General features: G+C 33.2%; 11 protein-coding genes. All 11 read left to right on the plus strand.

Annotation, left to right across the window (positions count from 1 at the left end):
• The first annotated feature begins 5 nt into the window (after positions 1-5).
• The 11 genes from Q4Q47_RS20975 (at position 6) to Q4Q47_RS21025 (ending at position 19330) form a co-directional block, all read left to right on the plus strand.
• A complete protein-coding gene (locus Q4Q47_RS20975; protein WP_303308689.1) occupies positions 6-1589 on the plus strand; it encodes a RagB/SusD family nutrient uptake outer membrane protein in 1584 nt (527 codons plus the stop codon).
• A 262-nt stretch (positions 1590-1851) separates the two neighbouring features.
• A complete protein-coding gene (locus Q4Q47_RS20980; RefSeq protein WP_303308690.1) occupies positions 1852-2514 on the plus strand; it encodes an RNA polymerase sigma factor in 663 nt (220 codons plus the stop codon).
• 302 nt (positions 2515-2816) lie between these two features.
• Positions 2817-4019 (plus strand): FecR family protein, encoded by a 1203-nt coding sequence (locus Q4Q47_RS20985; RefSeq protein ID WP_303308691.1) that lies wholly within the window; start codon positions 2817-2819, stop codon positions 4017-4019.
• Positions 4020-4172: 153 nt separating this feature from the next.
• Complete coding sequence (locus Q4Q47_RS20990) at positions 4173-7574, plus strand: SusC/RagA family TonB-linked outer membrane protein (protein ID WP_303308692.1); 3402 nt, start codon at positions 4173-4175, stop codon at positions 7572-7574.
• 12 nt (positions 7575-7586) lie between these two features.
• Positions 7587-8864 carry a RagB/SusD family nutrient uptake outer membrane protein gene (locus tag Q4Q47_RS20995; RefSeq protein WP_303308693.1) on the plus strand — a complete coding sequence of 426 codons (1278 nt, stop codon included), beginning with the start codon at positions 7587-7589 and terminating at the stop codon, positions 8862-8864.
• A 137-nt stretch (positions 8865-9001) separates the two neighbouring features.
• Positions 9002-9874, plus strand: coding sequence for a nucleoside phosphorylase (locus Q4Q47_RS21000; protein ID WP_303308694.1), 873 nt, complete (start codon positions 9002-9004; stop codon positions 9872-9874).
• The gene (locus Q4Q47_RS21005) at positions 9867-11474 is read left to right on the plus strand and encodes a phosphodiester glycosidase family protein (RefSeq protein WP_303308695.1); all 1608 of its coding nucleotides are present in this window, start codon (positions 9867-9869) and stop codon (positions 11472-11474) included. The genes Q4Q47_RS21000 and Q4Q47_RS21005 overlap by 8 nt, the downstream gene beginning before the upstream one ends.
• A 715-nt stretch (positions 11475-12189) precedes the next feature.
• Complete coding sequence (locus tag Q4Q47_RS21010) at positions 12190-12735, plus strand: RNA polymerase sigma factor (RefSeq protein WP_303308696.1); 546 nt, start codon at positions 12190-12192, stop codon at positions 12733-12735.
• Positions 12736-12784: 49 nt separating this feature from the next.
• Complete coding sequence (locus Q4Q47_RS21015; RefSeq protein WP_303308697.1) at positions 12785-13951, plus strand: FecR family protein; 1167 nt, start codon at positions 12785-12787, stop codon at positions 13949-13951.
• Positions 13952-14092: 141 nt separating this feature from the next.
• Positions 14093-17563, plus strand: coding sequence for a TonB-dependent receptor (locus tag Q4Q47_RS21020; RefSeq protein WP_303308698.1), 3471 nt, complete (start codon positions 14093-14095; stop codon positions 17561-17563).
• 21 nt (positions 17564-17584) lie between these two features.
• The gene (locus tag Q4Q47_RS21025) at positions 17585-19330 is read left to right on the plus strand and encodes a RagB/SusD family nutrient uptake outer membrane protein (RefSeq protein ID WP_303308699.1); all 1746 of its coding nucleotides are present in this window, start codon (positions 17585-17587) and stop codon (positions 19328-19330) included.
• Positions 19331-19521 lie beyond the last annotated feature (191 nt).

A 19521-nucleotide genomic window follows, 5' to 3' on the forward strand; every position in this document is an offset into this window, starting at 1 on the left:
AAAAAATGAAAAATATATTTATATTATATACTTTATTGGCTATAGTAATTACAGGATGTAATGACGATTTTTTAGACGTAGCCCCTGGGGATAAATTAACAGATGTATCATTTTGGAAAACAGAAAAAGAAGCTTTTGATGCACTTACAGCTGCTTATGCTACTTTTTCAGAACGCGGAAGCGTTTGGAGTACTTGGAATACCTACCTTTTTGCAGCAGGAACAATGACGGATGATGCAGAGGGTACTTATAACAGTTTTCAAGATGGATCTATTGGACCTACCGATGGTACAGTAGAAGCCCTTTACAAAGAATTATACACTAATATTAGAATTTGTAATGTCTTTTTAGCAAATATAGATAGGCCGGAGATGGATGAAACTTTGCGTACTAGATTTATTGCAGAAGCAAAGTTCATTAGAGCGTTTCACTATTCAATATTAAGAAATAATTGGGGAGGTGTGCCACTTATAACAGATCCATTAACACCATCTGAATTGAATGTTTCTAGATCTTCAGCTGCGGAAGTAACAGCATTTATTTCATCTGAATTAACTGTAGCAGCAGCAGTCTTACCTGCATCCTACGGAGCAGCAGATATGGGAAGAGCTACAAAAGGAGCCGCATTAACTTTAAAAGCACGTACACTATTATACGCTGGAAACTATGAAGATGCTTCAACAGCAGCAGAGGAGGTGATGACCTTTGGTTACGATCTTTTTCAAGATGGAACTGGAGAAGGTTATTTGAATTTACAACAGAAACCAAATGAAGATAATGTAGAAGTTGTTTTTGCTGTGAGGTATAATAACCCCGATACATTTCACCGGTATTTAGTTAGAGTATACCCACAAAATCATACCCACCCTGGAGGAGAAAATGGAGCAGTGAAGATATCACAATCATTTGTAAATGCTTTTGAAACTACAGACGGAAAAACCATTGACGATCCGATATCAATCTTTGATCCTTTAGATGAGTTTGCCAATAGAGATCCTAGATTGAATATGGCGGTGTTAAAAAAAGGAGATATGTTATCAGGAAACCCATTAGCTGGAAGTACTGTTGATGCATCAAATAACACGGGGTATTATGCTCGTAAATTAATTCAAGATGAAGGCTTTCACGGTTGGGATAGATACGATAGAGATATTGTATTAATGCGTTATGCAGAGGTATTATTAATCTTTGCCGAGGCTAATATTGAAAGTGGTTCGATAAGCCAATCCGTTTTAGATGCAATAAATGACGTTAGAGCTAGAGCATATAACACAACACGTGCAGATGTTGCTAATTATCCAAGTATAACAACAACAGATCAAAACGAACTTCGTGAAATAATTAGAAGAGAACGTCGTGTTGAACTAGGTATGGAACATGGAGATTATAGACTAAATGACATTCGTAGATGGAATATAGCAGAAACAGTATTAAATGGTGATTTAAATGGTGCAAAAGATGGTACAGGAAATTATAGGTTTATTAAAAACCTGAGTTTTGATGCATCTAAGCATTATTTATGGCCAATTCCTCAACGAGAAATTGATTTGGTAGGTTCCAATATATTAAGCCAGAATCCTGGATATTAACTTTAATATAATAACTTTTACTTAAAATCTTAGTCTTAATTAATTTGAGTTAGTTTTTTTAATGGGTTGGAGCGCTAAAATGTTTCAACCCTATTTTATTAAATAAAAGTTCAAATTATAACAAGAAAGATAATTTATTTGAATATCCGTAATTACCAATAATTGATCAATTATACTTAAGTTTAATATTTAGGTTTAGGTAGTAGTAGTTTTTTTATTATACCTTTAACCGCTCATAACTCTTTTTTTAAACATTTTTTTTGTGGTTAAAAAACCAATATATAGACATATCCAATTTCAAAATGATGGACAAATAAATCCGTCATCCGTTTCTACTAAAAAGACAATAGCTACATCTGATTTGCATTTGTGGCAAGAGTTTAAAAAAGGGAGTGAGTCTGCTTTTGCTCTAATTTATGAAGATCATGCTGCGGGCTTATATAGTTATGGATTAAAGGTGGTTTATAATAAGGAGTTAGTAAAAGATACTATACAGGATCTTTTTATCGAAATTTGGGATGCCAAAGAAAGATTGGCTAGTGTTGAATCCATTAAGGCTTATCTATATAAATCGCTTCGACGAAAATTAATAGTCAGAGCTTCCAAAGTTAGAAAGACATTTGATAAGAATAAAGATATAAACGATCTCGATAAAAAAATTCCCTCTGCAGAAGTTAGTCTTATAGAAAAACAACGTTTTGAAGAACAACGTCTGGCTTTGCAAAAAGCGCTTAACATGCTTAATGATAAACAAAGAGAAATTATTCATTTAAAGTTTTATGGCCGACTGAGCTATAGCGAAGTTATGGAAATTATGTCTCTAGATAAAAAAGGAGTATATAATTTAATGGCACGGACCATTAAAGTGTTGAAACAAAATTTAGTGATATTCGCTTTACTAGGCATCTTGTTTTTTATTTTATAAGTATTCGATTCTGCAAACACCTAATTGCTTTTCAATCTAAAAATTCTCCGATCTTTGGGGAGGGTCTGCCTGCCGGCAAAGGCAGGGTTTTCTATTAACCTCTCCAAAGGAGAGGTCAGAATTGCCAAAAAAAGGTAACTCTGGATGAGGTAAAATCCCTCGCTCAAACCCTGTAAAATATGAGGTTTTATAATTATTTAAAAAAAAGATTGTTTTTTTTGAAGTAAAAATTAAATTTTCTGCTCTTTTAAATAAAGAACCTGAATTTCATCAGATTCTACTTAGATAAAATGGCATAATAAATGAAATATATTCATTACAGCGTAGAGGATTTTGTAAAAGATGAATATTTCCAAAAATGGATTTTGGATACCGATACCATGACCTCAAATTTTTGGAATAATTGGATTGTAAAATATCCAGAAATGAAAGATACGGTAGAAGAGGCAAAAAAGCTTATTCTTTTAATTGATTTTGAAAAAGACCAACTTTCCGGTTCTGATTTTGACACCATGTGGCAATATATTATTGAAAAAAGAAATACGAAACTTGCGACTTCTCATATAATATCAAAAAGAAAAGTTAAAACTTTATACTGGAAATATGCGGCGGCAGCATCTGTACTGTTAGTTGTAGCGCTTACAATATTTCTAAATAGAGAAAACAACTTACCGCAAGTTACAGAACCAATTATTGTTAAAAGCCAAATTGAAGTAGGCAGCAATAAAGCAACGCTTACACTTGCAGATGGTTCGAATATTGATCTGGATAAAGATAAGGTTTACAAATCGGACAATGTTACTACCAATGGAGAAGAGATAGTGTATAATAAAGATTCTAGTGAAGAGATAGCGTATAACTATTTAACAATCCCTCGGGGTGGTCAATTTTCAATAAAACTCTCAGATGGAACAAAAGTATGGTTGAATTCTGAGTCGCAGTTAAAATACCCTGTGTCGTTCACCAAAGGCAAAACCAGACAAGTAGAATTAATTTATGGCGAAGCCTATTTTGATGTGTCTCCAAGTTCTGAGAATCATGGTGCAGATTTTAAGGTGTACAATAATAAACAGGAAGTACAAGTCTTGGGTACAGAATTCAATATTAAAGCTTATAAGAACGAAACAAATATCTATACCACTTTGGTAGAAGGTAGCGTAGCTATTAATTATGAAGATATTAAGCAAAATTTAATTCCTAATCAGCAGTCGATATTAAGTTTAAATAACAATGAATTGTCTATAAAAACTGTAGACGTATATAACGAAATATCTTGGAAAGAAGGTGTTTTTGTCTTTGAGGATAAATCGCTTAAAGATATCATGAAGGTTTTATCTCGTTGGTACGATATGGAAGTGATATTTAAAAACAAAGAAGTTGAAGATGAAGAATTCTTTGGCATTTTGGAAAAAAATCAAAAAATAGAAGAAATACTAGTGAGTATTAAAAATTTCGGAATAATTCAGGATTATGAAATTAAAAATAAAGAAGTAGTATTAGAATAAAAAAAAGGGAGCGAAGTATAGATATTTTGCGGCATCAAACTTCGTCCCTCTATTATGTATTAATTAAATGTTTAACTAACACCAAGCAAATTTATGGAAATTTATTTACTTAATGCTGGTTGCTTTATACGAAAGCGACTGCTAATTATTATTATGAAAACGTTTATCTTTTTATTTTGTTCAGCTGTTTTTAGTTTCAGTACAACAAACACGTTTTCTCAAGAAAAAGTATTGATAGATAGGGACAAATTAGTTTCAATCAGTCAAGTGTTTAAAATTATTAAGCAACAAACCAATTATCGTTTCATTTTCCCCAAAAAGGCGTTTAAGGATTTGCCTAAAGTTGAACTGAAAAAAGGGGAAATTAAATTAGGCGATTTGTTAAGAAAAAGCTTGGCAAATAACAATTTAAGTTTTGTTTTAACAGAAAACAATAACATCCTTATTAAGAAGAGTACAGTACTCAAAGACATTGAAAAGCAGCAAGAGATTATTGTAAATGGAATCATCAATGATATTAATGGTCAGCCTTTGCCAGGAGCCAACATCGTCGAAAAGGGTACTACTAATGGAACGCAATCTGATTTTGATGGAATTTTTTCTTTAACCCTTGGAGACAAGGATGCGACTTTAATCGTTTCTTTTCTGGGTTATTCAACTCAAGAAGTTTTAGTAAATAGCCAAACTAACATTACGGTAACTCTAGAAGAAGACACGGCCAGTTTAGATGAAGTAGTCGTTGTTGGATATGGTACTCAAAGCAAACGAAGAGTTACAGGATCTATTTCAAGTGTTGATGTTGTAAAGGCCGAAAAAGCAGGATTTTTATCGACAGATGATGTGCTCCAAGGTAGAATCTCTGGTGTACAAATTGCATCAACTTCAGGAAGTCCAGGTGGGCAACAAAGAATTAATATCCGTGGTATAGGATCATTACAAGGTAATAATTTGCCATTAATAGTCATTGACGGAATTCCTATAAATAATTCTGATCCGTCTTCACTTAATGAAAGCGTTTTTGGTTCTGTAAACAATCAAAGCCCTTTAGCGCTACTTAACCCTAATGATATTGAAAGTATAGATGTTCTAAAAGATGCCGCTTCAACAGCTATTTACGGGTCCCGAGGCACTAATGGGGTTATTATTATTAGTACAAAGAAAGGTAAATTTGGAAAAGCCAAAGTAAACTTTTCTACTTACTCAGGTATTCAATATGCTCCTGAAAAAATAGAAACGGCTAATACAGCGCTTTGGTTAGAAGTAAACAATGAAGCTAGAAATAATTTTAATAGCGATCAAGGTTTTACTAGTGGAGATTCAGGTTTTCTCGCGCCACTCTCGAATCCTTTACCATCGGGACAATCTGAGTTTGATTGGACAGGAGGCATAACAAATTCTACGTCTACTATACAAGATCATAATCTTTCTGTATTTGGAGGGAATGAAAAGACAAAATATTATTCATCTTTTGGTTTTTTTAAACAAGAGGGATGGTTTAAGAAAAGTGAATTTAAAAGATATTCAAGTAAGTTAAATATTGAACATAAGTTCAATGATAAAGTAAAGTTTGGAGTCAATTTTATAGGAAACTATAGTATCAATAGTAGAGTTGCCAGTCATGAAGGAGGTTTAAGATTATTAATTAGATCATTGGAACAAAGACCGGCAGATTTACCTTATCATCCAGATGGCAGCTATAATATAGGTGGTTCAGCTACATTAACCAGACACAGTGGGGTACAGGTAGTAAACGAACAAGATTCTAAATACAAAACGTATCGAGGTATTGTAAATGCTTTTGTAGAAATTAAACCGTTTGAAGGCTTTACATACACGCCATCGTTTAATATAGATTATGGTACATACCATGATAATACTTATAGATCGCCATTACATCCCCGGGGAAGAAATGTAAATGGTCAAATATTCGATTCAAGAAATATTCTTACGAACATTTTGGTTGAAAATTTGTTTAACTATAAAAAATCATGGGAAGATTTTGATTTAAATGTAACAGTGGGGCATTCTTATCAAAAGGAAATTGTAGAATCTGCTTTGATTGATGCAAGGAATTTTCCATCACCATCATTTAGAGCAATATCTTCAGCAGCAACACAATTTGCTTCTGGATCTAAAGCTGAAAATGCATTGGATTCTTATCTTGGGAGACTTTCTGGAACATATAAAAATCGTTATTTTTTAGATGTCGCTTTTAGACGTGATGGTTCTTCTAGATTTGCAGATGGCAAACGTTATGGGAATTTTCCATCTGTTTCTGCTGGATGGGTTCTTTCTAATGAACCATTTTTCAAGGAAGACTCTTTTATATCTTTCTTAAAATTAAGAGGATCATACGGTATAACAGGTAGTACTAGTAGTATTGGGAATTATAACTCACTAGCTTTAGTTTCTTCTGGTTCTGGTAATGATGATTCAAATTACTTAGGCAATAGCGGTTTAATTTCAGATCAATTAGCAAATCCAAATCTTACATGGGAACAAGCGAGTTCTGTAAACTTTGGTTTAGATTTATACTTTTTAGAAGACCGTGTTAAGTTAACAATGGATTATTATACACGAGACACAGATGATTTATTATATGATCGTCCTGTACATGGTACGACGGGCTTCACTACGTTCTCAGAAAATATTGGTAGTATGACAAACAAAGGGTTTGAACTTGGTCTGAGTACTAATATTATTAATAATGATTCATTTACATGGAATCTTGACTTTAATGTATCAACCGCAAGTAATAAATTGACATCTTTAATAGGGGACGAACCCATTCCTTTAGGATATAATGTTCTAAAAATTGGCGAACCAATAGGCTCCATTTATTTATTAAAACAAACAGGAATTTACCAATCAGATTCAGATGTTCCAGCAGCTTTAGCAGCTAATGGTGTACGCGCAGGAGATGTTATTTATGAAGATGTAAATAATGATGGCAATATTACTGCAGCAGACAGACAAATTGTGGGGAATGCTTTTCCTGATCTTTTTGGAGGGATAAATAATACCTTTAAATATAAAGACTTTGATTTATCAATTTTCTCAAGCTTTTCATCAGGTAACGACATATACTCTGCATGGAGATCAGGAGGGTTTCTATCTGGTGGATCTGCTGGTTCTATAAGAGTTGGTGGAGGCGTTGACGGATTAGGCTTTTCACAATTCGGAATGCTTAGAGAAACTGCTCAAAATAGATGGACAGGCTCTGGAACAAGTAATACAATACCTAGAGCAATTGCAGGAGGTACTGGTGCCGCTTTTCATAATAATCAAGCATCATCGAGATGGATTGAAGATGGCTCTTTCTTTAGAATTAAGAACATTACTTTAGGGTATACCTTACCGAAAGATATTACCGATAAATGGTCTGTTGATAATTTTAGATTGTATTTAACAGGGAGTAACTTATTTACTTTTACAAAGTATTCGGGGTATGATCCAGAAGCTTCTGATAGTTCGGATCCAAGAACCTTTGGCGCTGACTTTTTAACAGCTCCACCACTTAGAACAGTGATACTTGGATTAAATTTAAATTTTTAAAACCTGAAAATCATGAAATTATATAAAAAACATAGCTTAGTATATTTATTATTAATGCTACTTACAATATCTTGTTCAAATGAGTTGGACTTATTTCCAGAAGAAAGTATTAATCCTTCTCAATTGAATAGCTCGGACCTCCCTCAATTAATAAATGGGGTGTATAATAGATCTACAATAGGAATTGGAAATAGATTTGTTGATTTTGATTTACTGGCTAATCATTTTGAAGCGACCCCTTTATTCGCAGGTGATGATGTAAATTATGTTAGAAACAGATTGAGCCCAACAGAAACAGAATCTTGGTGGTTAGAACTTTATGAAGCGATTTTTAATGCAAACGTTGCATTAGAAGTCATTGACAACTTAGAAGGAGACTTTAATAATGAAAAGGCAACTGCTTTATATTTAAGAGGTTTAGCTTACTATTATTTGGTTACTAGATTTGGAGGTGTGCCATTGCTACCTCAAAATACGACTGAGATTGTTCAAAGAAGTACAGCGGCAGAAACATGGAGTTTTATAACTACAGACTTAACGAATGCTGAGTCATTGGCTGATAATTTTACTAATGAAAGTTTTGTTTCAAAAGAAGCGATTCAAGCTTTATTAGCAAGAGTATATATTTCAACGGGTAATAATTCTGGAGCTGAAAATATGGCAGAAGCCGTAATAGCTTCAACTTCGGGAAACTTTAGTTTAGAATCTAACTTTGCTTCTATTTTTAGTAAAAATGGTAATAATGAAGTTATTTTTTCTTTAGGAAACGATCCGGTTGAACTTGTTAGGCAGTATGTAACATTTAATCCAAATGATCATCCAGTTTCAGGTTCTCAACAATTTGCACCGACTGATGATATATTTAATAATTTATATACCAATGCAGATCTAAGAAAAGACGCCACATTAATTGTTTTTAATAGTCAGAATATTATAAACAAATATACTGAGAGTAGAAACCTTCCAGTAATTGTAAGTCGATTAGCAGAGATGTATTTAATAAGTGCAGAAGCTCAAGGGTATCCTTCAGGATTAACCAGACTTAATGAGTTAAGAAATGTACGTGGTTTAGGAGATAGCTCCGCTACAAATCAAGACAGTTTTATTGATGCCATTCTTGATGAAAGACAAAAGGAGTTTTATGCTGAAGGTTTTTATTGGTATGATTTGGTTAGAACAGATAAAGCTATAGAGCGATTGGACAATGTCACTGAACAAAATCAATTACTACTGCCTATACCTCAACGAGAAATAGATTTAACAGGGATCTCTCAAAACCCGGGTTATTAAATAATAAGTTTAATTTCGAGTTAGTTATTTTTAGAACTGAAAAACAGATCATGATCTGTTTTTCAGTTTCTTTTTAACATTTTTATGCCACAATGTGCCATTGAGCTATTTCTTCAAATTCAAATAAAAAAACTGTAATGATTTTAGATTCAGAATTAATTTTAAACCCAGACGGCAGTATTTTTCATCTTCATCTTAAACCAGGGCAAGTTGCAGATACCGTTATTTTAGTTGGGGATCCTAATCGTGTTAACATTATTGAATCGTTTTTAAGTAATGTTGAGGTAAAAGTATCTAATAGAGAGTATGTATGTGTCACAGGGATGTATAACAATACCAGAATAACTGTTGTTTCAACAGGTGTTGGTATTGGCAACATAGATATTGTTATGAACGAGTTGGATGCTTTGGTAAATATAGATTTTGAAAAAAGAAAAATTAAAGACACCCTAAAAACACTTAACTTCATTCGTATAGGTACATCAGGCAGCCTTCAAAAAGATATTCCAGTTAACTCATTTGTAATTTCTCAGAAATCTATAGGGTTTGATAATTTATTATGCTTTTATGATAAACATGAAACGATAGAAAATAAGGAATTTAAAACCGCATTTAAATCACATTTGGGGGCAAGTAACCTGTTCTTTTCTCCCTATGTCATTGATGCCTCTAAAACATTATTCAATAAATTAAACAGCTCAAAAACCTTTTCAGGTATCACCATAACCTCTCCAGGGTTTTATGTGCCTCAAGGCAGAGAATTACGTCTAAAAGCTAAATTAGAAAACATAAACGAAAAGCTATCTTCTTTTAAATATAACGACTTTAGAATAGCAAATTATGAAATGGAAAGTTCAGCAATGTATGGTTTGTCTAAACTATTAAACCATAAGGCTTTAGCAATTTGTTTAATTATAGCAAACAGATTAAATAAAAATGCAAATGAAAATTACAGAGAACAAGTAAAAGAACTTATCTCGTATGTTTTAAATAAAATAACAAATGAATAAGCCATCATATAAAATAATAATTGTTACATTTCTTTTTATTTCTTGTAACAATACCTCTTTTAAAAAATTACCAGATTTAGGTTTAGGAGAACCAAATTTAATCCAAGAAATTGAACACGAACAACTAGCTGAAGGACTGAATTTTTATAAAATAAAAAGAGGTAAGGCTTCAAATAAAGATTTTTTTACACTTTCCTCTGGAGTAGTTTCTGAAAACAATGAAACAGCGCTAGTAAATAAATTAAAACACCTTGGGTTTTCATCTAGAATAGTAACTGCTGCTGAGCTAGGTCCTCATGGAGAATCTTTAGGGAATATGGTCAGAGTAGGGAAATATCATACTATTGAAGATGCGAAAAAAGATGAAATAAGATTAAAAAAAGATAGTATACATATGGCTGTACGCTATACTGCAGAAGATGGTAAGCCAACTTCAGGTCCTTTCCGTATTAGTATCTTAGAAATTGATTTAAATAGATTTGAAGGAAATATGTTTTCCGAACTCGGTAAAGGTGAAGTTAAAGGGAAAGAATACACATCTTCCATAGCTAAACGACATCATGCTATAGCCGCCATTAATGCAGGTTTTTTTGCTTGGAATGATAAAGTAGGGATTGATGGAGAACCAGCAGGAATTTCAATAATAAATGGAGAATTAGTAAGCGAAGCGACAAATGGTAGAGCTGCCCTAGTTATTAACAATAACAAACGGCATCGCGTTTATATTGCACATAGCTTAAGAAATGAAATGAAGCTATTTATTAAAGATTCTGTTTTTAATATAAATGGCATTAATAGAGAGCCTGGGAAAATACTAAATTGTGGCAATCAATTAGAATCTACATCTACAATACCAGTACATGATTTTGTATGTGGTAATCCAAATGAAATTATTGTTTTTAATAAAGAATTTGGAGAAAAAAGTCATGAGGGAGTTGGTTTTGAGTTTATCATTGATGAAGTAGGAACTGTCATTTCAAAAAATAATATAAGAGGAGGTGAAATTCCTAGTAAAGGCTATTTAGTACAAGCAACAGGTACTTATGCAAAACAATTAGAAAAACTCGTCCAAAACGGAATAATGGTTTCAGTAGAAATTAAAGTGATGAGCGATGATGGTGAGATTGAACTTAAAGAAGGTGTTTATGCTGTAAATGGTGGTCCCACACTTTTACATAACGGAACTATAGATATGTCGGCTAGGTATCGAGAAGGGTTTGAAACACAATTCAAGAATTTTAAGGTATCTGATGAGTTTGTAGACAAAAAAGATAAAGCATCTGTTAGTGAGGAAGATTCTAGTAATAGATATGGTTTCTACAATGGCTGGGTAGTGCGACGTCACCCAAGAACTGCTATAGGAATAACACAAGACAACAAAATATTTGTGGTAGTTGTTTATGGTCGGCAACCTAAAATTACAGCAGGCGCATCTGTTACAGAAATGGCAAAACTTATGAAAGCTCTTGGTTGTCAAGAAGCATTTAACTTGGACGGTGGAGGTTCAAGTATGATGATTGTTAATAATAAAAAAACTGGAAAATCTTCAGATTTAGAAGGAGAACGTGCTGTAGGTGATGCTTTAATTTTTACAGAATAAGTTCATTTGGTATTATTCAAATAAGTAGTGTATTGTGAAATGGAGGTTAAGTCAACCGCTTTCCCGGCTTTTTAAGAAAATAATCAATATAGAAGTTCACCTTAATTAGTAATACAAAACTGACAATCATATGATTGCCAGTTTTTTTGTGTTTTTAAAGTTATCATTTAATCGAAAAGAATTCCCTGATGCTTGCGTCGGGGTTTCCGTTGAAATTGTCATTCCCGTGAAATCGTAAGATTCATGAATTCATTATTATAAAAATATTGCATAATGAATAAAACGGGAAATGCAAAGCATTCACGATTTCCTATTTAATGAAATAAAATGCATGAGTAATCTAAATATAAAATTTTGGTTTTTGACCTTTTTTAGATCAAAACCTGTGCTCAACTTGATTGGATATGAAACCGGCTAAATACCTTTATGGCTCTGCCGAGGATAGTTGGTTTCAAGAAATTTTTTATTTTGAATTGGTTTAGTTAAAATGTAGCCATTTAAATCTGAGAATTAATCCAAAGAATTCCTCGGGGGTAGTCGGTTTTAAGATTTTTTTTATTGTTACAAGTCCATTCTAATTGCTGCGTTTCAATTCTTCAAAAATAAAAAAACTATATATTTGGTTTTTAAATTTTATTCTATTTCCAAATGAATTGTTTGTTTTTTACTTTTGTTTATTTACCCATTGTTTGTAGCGGTATTTTTATAATAATAGATGCAGGAAAATAATTTGGACATAGAAGACATATTTAAACAGCACTATAAAGATTTGTGTCATATAGCTTTTAATTATCTTCAAAATGTAAAGGATGCAGAGGATGTTGTTCAGGAAAAGTTTATTGCTCTGTTGCATAACAAAAAACTAAATGAAATAACTAATATAAAGTCCTATTTGTGGCAGAGTATAAAAAATGCATGCATAAATAAACTTGAAAGAGAAAAGAAATTATACAGATTAGAGGAATCTTATTTTACAAATTATAAAAGTGTTTCAAAAGAAGAAGAGATGATACGTTTAGAGCAACAACTATATCTTCATAAGCAAATCGATTTGCTGCCTAAGCAATGTAAAAAGGTGTTTTTAAAATGTATAATAGATGGTGAGAGTTATAAAGAAACTTCAAAAGATCTTGAAATTTCTGTAAATGCAGTTAAAAATCAAATGAAAAGAGCTTATAAAATTTTAAGAAAATCATTAAACAATCATTATGTTTTCTCTCTATTTATAAAAAAATATATTTTTAGAAGTACCCAAAATTAAATTTATTGTGTTAATATACTAAAGGATGTATATTTAGTTAACACGATAAATGAAGAAGTCAGAGCTTTTGGTTGGAAAAATTGAAAACACACTTTCTAAAGAAGAGGAGTTACGCTTTCAAGAATGGATTGATAAATCACAAGAAAATAAATTGTTTTACGAGTACCTTCTTTTTCTAAATAAAAATGGAAAAGGAGTTAAAGAAATTATGTCCAAAGATCTGACTGAAGCATGGCTTGATTTCAATAAAAAACAGTACTACTATGAGCAAAGAAGGAGACGTATAAAAAGGCAACGAGTACTAAGGTATGCTGCTTTATTTATAGGTTTTTTATTGACCATAGGCTATGTGTTTAAAGATCATTTGATTAATTCTATTGGTAGTGAGGTCGAAGAAATTGTAACTCAGGATTTAATAATTCCTAACGAAGACATAATTTTAAAAAGGGAGAATGGAGAAGTTTTAACCTTAAAAGAAGAAAGCAATTTAGCGCTAACAAATAATAAAGGTGCTGTAATTGGACAGGTAAAAGGAAATAAACTTGCCTATAAAAAAGAAGCTTCCAAACAATTAGTATATAATGAAATTAGGGTTCCTTATGGTAAAACCTTTCAACTGGAACTTTCAGATAAAACCATCGTTTATTTAAATGCGGGTACTTCTTTTAAATACCCTGTAAACTTTATTGAAGGCTTAGATAGAAAAGTATTCTTGCTTGAAGGCGAAGCTTTTTTCGAAGTTGAAGAAAATAAAAACATCCCATTTTTAGTTGAAACCCCCCATCAATTAAATATAAAAGTAACCGGAACAAAATTTAATGTATCAGCTTATAAAGAAGACGATGTAATAAGTACTGTTTTGGTTGAAGGAAAAGTCTCTGTTGCTTCCAAAAATAATATGGTGGCGTTACTTCCTAATTACAAAGCTACTTCAAGCAAATTCACAGAAGAGATATCTACTAAAATTGTAAACACAGACGATTATACGGCTTGGATAAAAGGTATTATTATTTTAAAACGGACTACTTTTAAAAAGATAAGACAACGACTAGAAAGGAAATATAATGTGGTAATTCTTAACACAAATAGTGTACTAGATGAACAGTTATATAATATATACTTTCATGAAGAAACCATAGGAGAAGTTTTAGAATCCCTTAAAAAAACGTTTGATATAAAATATAAAATAGAAAATAATACAGTAATTATTAATTAAAATCTTTAATGCCTATGACATAATAAACTAACTACTTTTCATGAAGTCCACATAAAAAGATTGGGAATGGTGGGCATTCCCAATCCAAACAATAAGTGGCTAAAACTAATGTAAAACCACATTAATATTCAGAACAAAAATATGAAAAACTTAAGACAAGTTAAAGAAATTACTTTAACTAGATTAACAACCAATTTGAAAATGAAACTTTCTATACTTTTTTTAACGTTAGTTCTTTTTCAAACACATGCAAATACTTCTTATGCACAAAAAACCAAAATATCTTTAGATTTAGCAGATGTATCTATTGAAGCTGTTTTAGATGAAATTCAAAAAAAATCCAAATTTAGATTTTTGGTAAATGTATCAGAGGTAGATTTAAATGATAAGGTTTCTGTTCATGCAAACAAAGAAACTATCAAAAAAATTCTAACAAACTTATTTAAGAATAGAGGCATTCATTTTGAAGTATCTAAAAAACAAATCATACTAACAATTAAGCAAGCATCGGCTTTCCCCGAAGCTATAGATACTAATATACAACAGACTATTACCGGTACTGTTAAGGATATAAATGGCCTTCCTTTAGTCGGAGCAAATGTTTTAGTTAAAGGCACAAAAATAGGAGCTCAATCAGATTTTGATGGAAATTTTTCTATGAATATACCTGATGCCAACGCTACTTTAGTAATTTCTTTTTTAGGTTATGCCACTCAAGAAGTGCCAGTTAACGGGCAGACGGTTATTGCCGTAACAATGGAAGAAGATATTTCCGGTTTAGATGAAGTGGTGGTAGTAGGGTATGGTGTTCAAAAAAGAGCAAATTTAACAGGGGCAGTAGACAATATAGACTTTGAAAAAGAAGTCGGAGATCGACCTGTAGCATCTGTTAGTCAAATGTTGCAAGGCGCATTGCCAAATCTTAATTTTAGAACGAACCTTGGTGGTGGAGAACCTGGATCGAGTTTGAATTTTAATATACGTGGCATAGGGACATTAACCGGTAATCAAGGGACACCTTACATATTGTTAGATGGGATTCCAATATCTCAAAGACAAATGAATACCATTAATCCAAATGATGTGAAAGAAATAACAGTGCTCAAAGATGCAGCATCTGCAGCTATTTATGGCGCACGTGGAGCGTACGGGGTTATTTTAATTACCACAAAAAATGGAACAAGAACCAAAGGAACCACTGTGAGTTACTCTTCTAGTTATGGATTAGCTACTCCTAATAAGTTACCAGAAATGGCAAACAGTCTTGAGTTTGCTAATACATATAACCAAGGCCGGATAAATTTGGGGCAAACTCCATTATTCGACGATCAAGAGATTCAGGATATAAAAGATTATATGAGTGGCGTAATAACTGCAGATACAGAACCTAATCAAGCAAATACTAACTATAGATATTGGGATGATGGGTACGCAAATTATGATTGGTATGATATTATGTTTAAAGATAATGCTCCTAGACAAAGGCATAATGTAAGTGTAAATGGAAGTGGAAGCAAAATCAATTACTATCTTTCAGGTAGTATATATGAGCAAGAGGGAAATTTTACCTATGCCAAAGAAAAATATAATAGAACAAACCTCACTTTAAATATAGAAAACCAAGCGACAGATTGGTTTAAAATTGGTGGAAAAGCAAAATATTCCAGAGAAAAAACGAATTTTCCTAGTGGTGGTTTTGGAGGATTTGATAAGAATATTATATATCATCAAATATCGCGTATGTGGCCAGTAAACCCGCTTTATGCTCCAGATGGTACCATTTTTAATTTTGATGTAAAGCGCGTACAAGATTCGGGAACAACATTCGATGTTAAAAACAATACTTTCCTTACGTTGTTTGCAGAAGTAGAACCTGTAAAAAATTGGATAACTAAGGTTACCTATAACTGGACTATTGAGCAAGAGAATCGTGAAATCGAACAATTTCGAAACCTTTTATTTAATCCAGATGGTACCACAAGAAATGTAGGGCATAATCAAAACTCTATTTCCAGACGTGTAAGAGATCATAATGATCGTTTAATAAATTTGGTTTCTACCTATAATTTTAATTTAGGGCTGCATAATTTTTCGGTACTTGCCGGGTATGAAGAACGTGTTAGAAACGAATTTGTGTTTTCTGGTAGTCGTGCGGGGCTTATTACAAATTCACTCCCTACGTTTAGTACAGCCACTGGAATACAAACCGTTGATGACGCACTTTTTAGTTATTCAACCAGAGGCGTATTTGGTAGATTGAATTATAATTTTGATGAAAAATACCTTTTAGAAGTAAATACACGTTATGATGGAAGCTCTTTTTTCCGTGAGGGAAATCGTTTTGGTTTTTTCCCATCAGTATCTGCTGGTTATGTTTTATCAAAAGAAGATTATTGGGAACCTCTTAGTGATGTTATATCGTTTTTTAAACTTCGAGGATCTTGGGGTTCTTTAGGAAATCATGATCCGGAACTTGCTTCACGTTATCAAGCATTGATGGGGTCGAGCCAATCATCATATATAATAGATGGAGATCGATCAGTGGCAGTTTTTGCACCTAATTTAATTAGCCCTAATCTTACTTGGGAAACAGCTAGAACAGTAGATTTTGGTTTTGATGCCAGATTTTTAAATAATGCCTTTGAGCTTAATTTTGATTGGTATAATCGTGTTACTTACGATATGGTAGGACCAGCACAGTCGCTTTCTGCTGTTTTAGGAACATCCCCACCAGTAGAAAACAATTCAGAATTGGGAACTAAAGGATGGGAGCTTGTTCTTGGATGGAGAGGAAAAATAGGTGAGGTAGGTTTAAATATTAAGGCAAATCTTGCAGACCAGCAATCTAAAGTTTTATCCTATCCTAACGAAACGGGTACGGTTAATGATTGGTTTGCCGGAAGAAAATCGGGTGAGATTTACGGATTGACTACTGTTGGGTTTTTTGAATCTGATGCAGCAGCAGCGAGTGCCCCAGATCAAACTTTTATTTTCCCTAATTGGGGAGCCGGAGATATTCAATACCAAGATTTAAATGGCGATAATAAAATTGATAGAGGTGCTTGGACTAAAGATGATACCGGAGATTATAGAGTTATAGGAAATACAACACCAAGATATTCCTATGGTTTAAGTATAGGTGTAGATTATAAAAGATTTAATCTTACTACTTTAATTCAAGGTGTTGGTAAAAGAGACTGGTCTTTCCCACAAAGTACAAATCTATTTTGGGGCCTTGTTGGAAGTCAATGGCAAAGTACTATACACAAACAAGCATTGGATTATTGGACACCGGAGAATACAGGAGCATATTTCCCTAAACCATATTTATCAGGAGAGCATAGAAAAAATACACGAGCTCAAACTAAATACATTCAAAATGCTTCCTATATGCGCTTAAAGAATGTTCAATTAAGTTATTCGGTACCTAGCTCGCTGCTTAGTCGTTATGGCCTAAGTTCTTTGCAACTCTATATAAGTGGAGAGAATTTGTTAACCATTACAGATTTGATTGATACTCAGGATCCTGAAACTTTGGACGGAGGATTTGGAGACGGAAAAATTTACCCATTACAGCGGGTATTTTCTACAGGTATTAATTTAACTTTTTAACACTTCCAAATAATTTATATTATGAAAAAATTAATAAGATATATAACTTTATTTTTAACGATTGCTTCTATAAGTTGTGATGATGAATTTCTTAATCACCCAGATCAAGATAACATCACTTCAGATAACTTTTGGAAGACTACTCAAGATCTCGAACTGTATGTTAACCAATTTTATCCACAATTACCAAGTTGGTCCCCTGGAGCATGGAATGGTGGTATATACTGGTCGGATGGTAATATTGATAATATTATCCACGAAAATTCCACTCGAAGTGGGACCATTGTTGGTTTAAATACAGTTGAAACAGGTAATGGTCGTTGGAATTATTCGACAATACGCTCCTTGAATATTTTCTTTGCTAACTACGAGACTGTTGATGCAGATTTTGACGAGTACAAGCATTTTGTAGGTGAAGCTCACTTTTTTAGAGCATGGAGTTATTTTACGCTTCTTAGAACCTATGGAGGTGTGCCTTGGATAGATAAACCTCTATTACCAGATTCAGAAGAGCTGGAAGCGCCACGTGCTTCCAGAAGTGAAATTGCTACTAATATTTTGGCAGATTTAGATAAAGCTATAGAATTTATGGCATCTGGAAAGAATAAAGGAGGTAATCGTTTAAATAAGGAGTGTGCGCGACTTTTAAAAGCTAGAGTTGCCTTATATGAAGGGACATGGGAAAAATATCATAACGGAACTTCTTTTGGTGTAAGCGGATCTGATGGGGCATCATTTATTCAAATAGCTGCAGACGCTTCCAAATCACTTATCGATAATCCGGGAGGTTTTAGTATTAACAATACCGGAAATCCAGGTGTAGATTATGAAACTCTATTTAACCAAGCTGATTATTCTTCAAACCCAGAGGTAATGCTTTGGCGTCGATTTGATTTGGCTTTAAGTATTGCACATAATGGACAAAGGTATTTGCCACGTATTGGTGGTGCCCGAGGAGTAACAAAAGAATTAGTTGATGATTTTCTTGCCATTGATGGTTTGCCAATTGCTTCAAGTCCATTATATATGGGAGACCAGGGGCTGGTAAATGTTACAACGAACCGTGATCCCAGACTTAGCGAAGTTATATGGGTTCCTGGTCAGCTTCAACAAACCGGAAGAGGCGCTCCTGATGAATTTTTCGATAGAGCTCCTTTAGAAATAGGTGGAGAAGGCGGTTGTCCAACGGGGTATATGATTCGTAAAGGGGCTAGTACAAACCGCGATTATTCTCATACCTCGGGTGTAGGAGTTACTTCCTCTCCAACCTTTCGTTTTGCAGAAGCCTTACTTATATATGCAGAAGCAAAAGCAGAACTTGGGTCTATTTCCCAACAAGATGTAGATGAAAGTATTAATGTGCTTCGTAGTAGGGCCGGTATGCCTAATTTGAATATAGGGAGTATAACGGCTGACCCTAATTGGGCTTTCCCTTCGTTATCTCCAATACTTAATGAAGTACGAAGAGAAAGACATGTTGAGTTAGCTGTTGAAGGATATCGTTTTGATGATATAATGCGTTGGAGTGCAGCTGAAGATTTGGTTGTAGGGAAACGCTATAAAGGAGTCTATTTTGTTCAGTCTGAGTTTCCTGAACTTACACCAGGTACAAATGTATTATTGGATACTAATGGTTATGTAGATCCAAATCAAAATTCTTTACCCGGTGGGTTTCAATTTGATCCAATGAGAGATTATTTACTGGCAGTACCATTAGATGAAATTACGCTTAACCCTGCACTAACGCAAAACCCGGGTTGGGAATAGGGACACTGTTTTTTTGAAAAGATATATGATTTATTATCAATATGATATCGTATATGTAATTAAATTTAAGTTAGTTTTTTAGTTGTTAGAGTCGGAGAGGTATCCTCTTCGGCTTTAATTTTAATATATCATTATACTATTACAGTAATTAGCACCCCTTTATAAGAACCCATAACTTATGCTTTAGGGGG

This window comes from Flavivirga spongiicola (assembly GCF_030540825.1).
GTDB classification, from domain to species: domain Bacteria; phylum Bacteroidota; class Bacteroidia; order Flavobacteriales; family Flavobacteriaceae; genus Flavivirga; species Flavivirga spongiicola.

Bases quoted from the DNA above. Each gene is read 5' to 3' on its own strand.
- Q4Q47_RS21010 (WP_303308696.1), top strand. From the start codon at position 12,190: ATGCAGGAAAATAATTTGGACATAGAAGACATATTTAAACAGCACTAT.
- Q4Q47_RS21000 (WP_303308694.1), top strand. From the start codon at position 9,002: ATGATTTTAGATTCAGAATTAATTTTAAACCCAGACGGCAGTATTTTT.
- Q4Q47_RS20990 (WP_303308692.1), top strand. From the start codon at position 4,173: ATGAAAACGTTTATCTTTTTATTTTGTTCAGCTGTTTTTAGTTTCAGT.
- Q4Q47_RS20975 (WP_303308689.1), top strand. From the start codon at position 6: ATGAAAAATATATTTATATTATATACTTTATTGGCTATAGTAATTACA.
- Q4Q47_RS21005 (WP_303308695.1), top strand. From the start codon at position 9,867: ATGAATAAGCCATCATATAAAATAATAATTGTTACATTTCTTTTTATT.
- Q4Q47_RS20985 (WP_303308691.1), top strand. From the start codon at position 2,817: ATGAAATATATTCATTACAGCGTAGAGGATTTTGTAAAAGATGAATAT.
- Q4Q47_RS21020 (WP_303308698.1), top strand. From the start codon at position 14,093: ATGAAAAACTTAAGACAAGTTAAAGAAATTACTTTAACTAGATTAACA.
- Q4Q47_RS20995 (WP_303308693.1), top strand. From the start codon at position 7,587: ATGAAATTATATAAAAAACATAGCTTAGTATATTTATTATTAATGCTA.
- Q4Q47_RS21025 (WP_303308699.1), top strand. From the start codon at position 17,585: ATGAAAAAATTAATAAGATATATAACTTTATTTTTAACGATTGCTTCT.
- Q4Q47_RS21015 (WP_303308697.1), top strand. From the start codon at position 12,785: ATGAAGAAGTCAGAGCTTTTGGTTGGAAAAATTGAAAACACACTTTCT.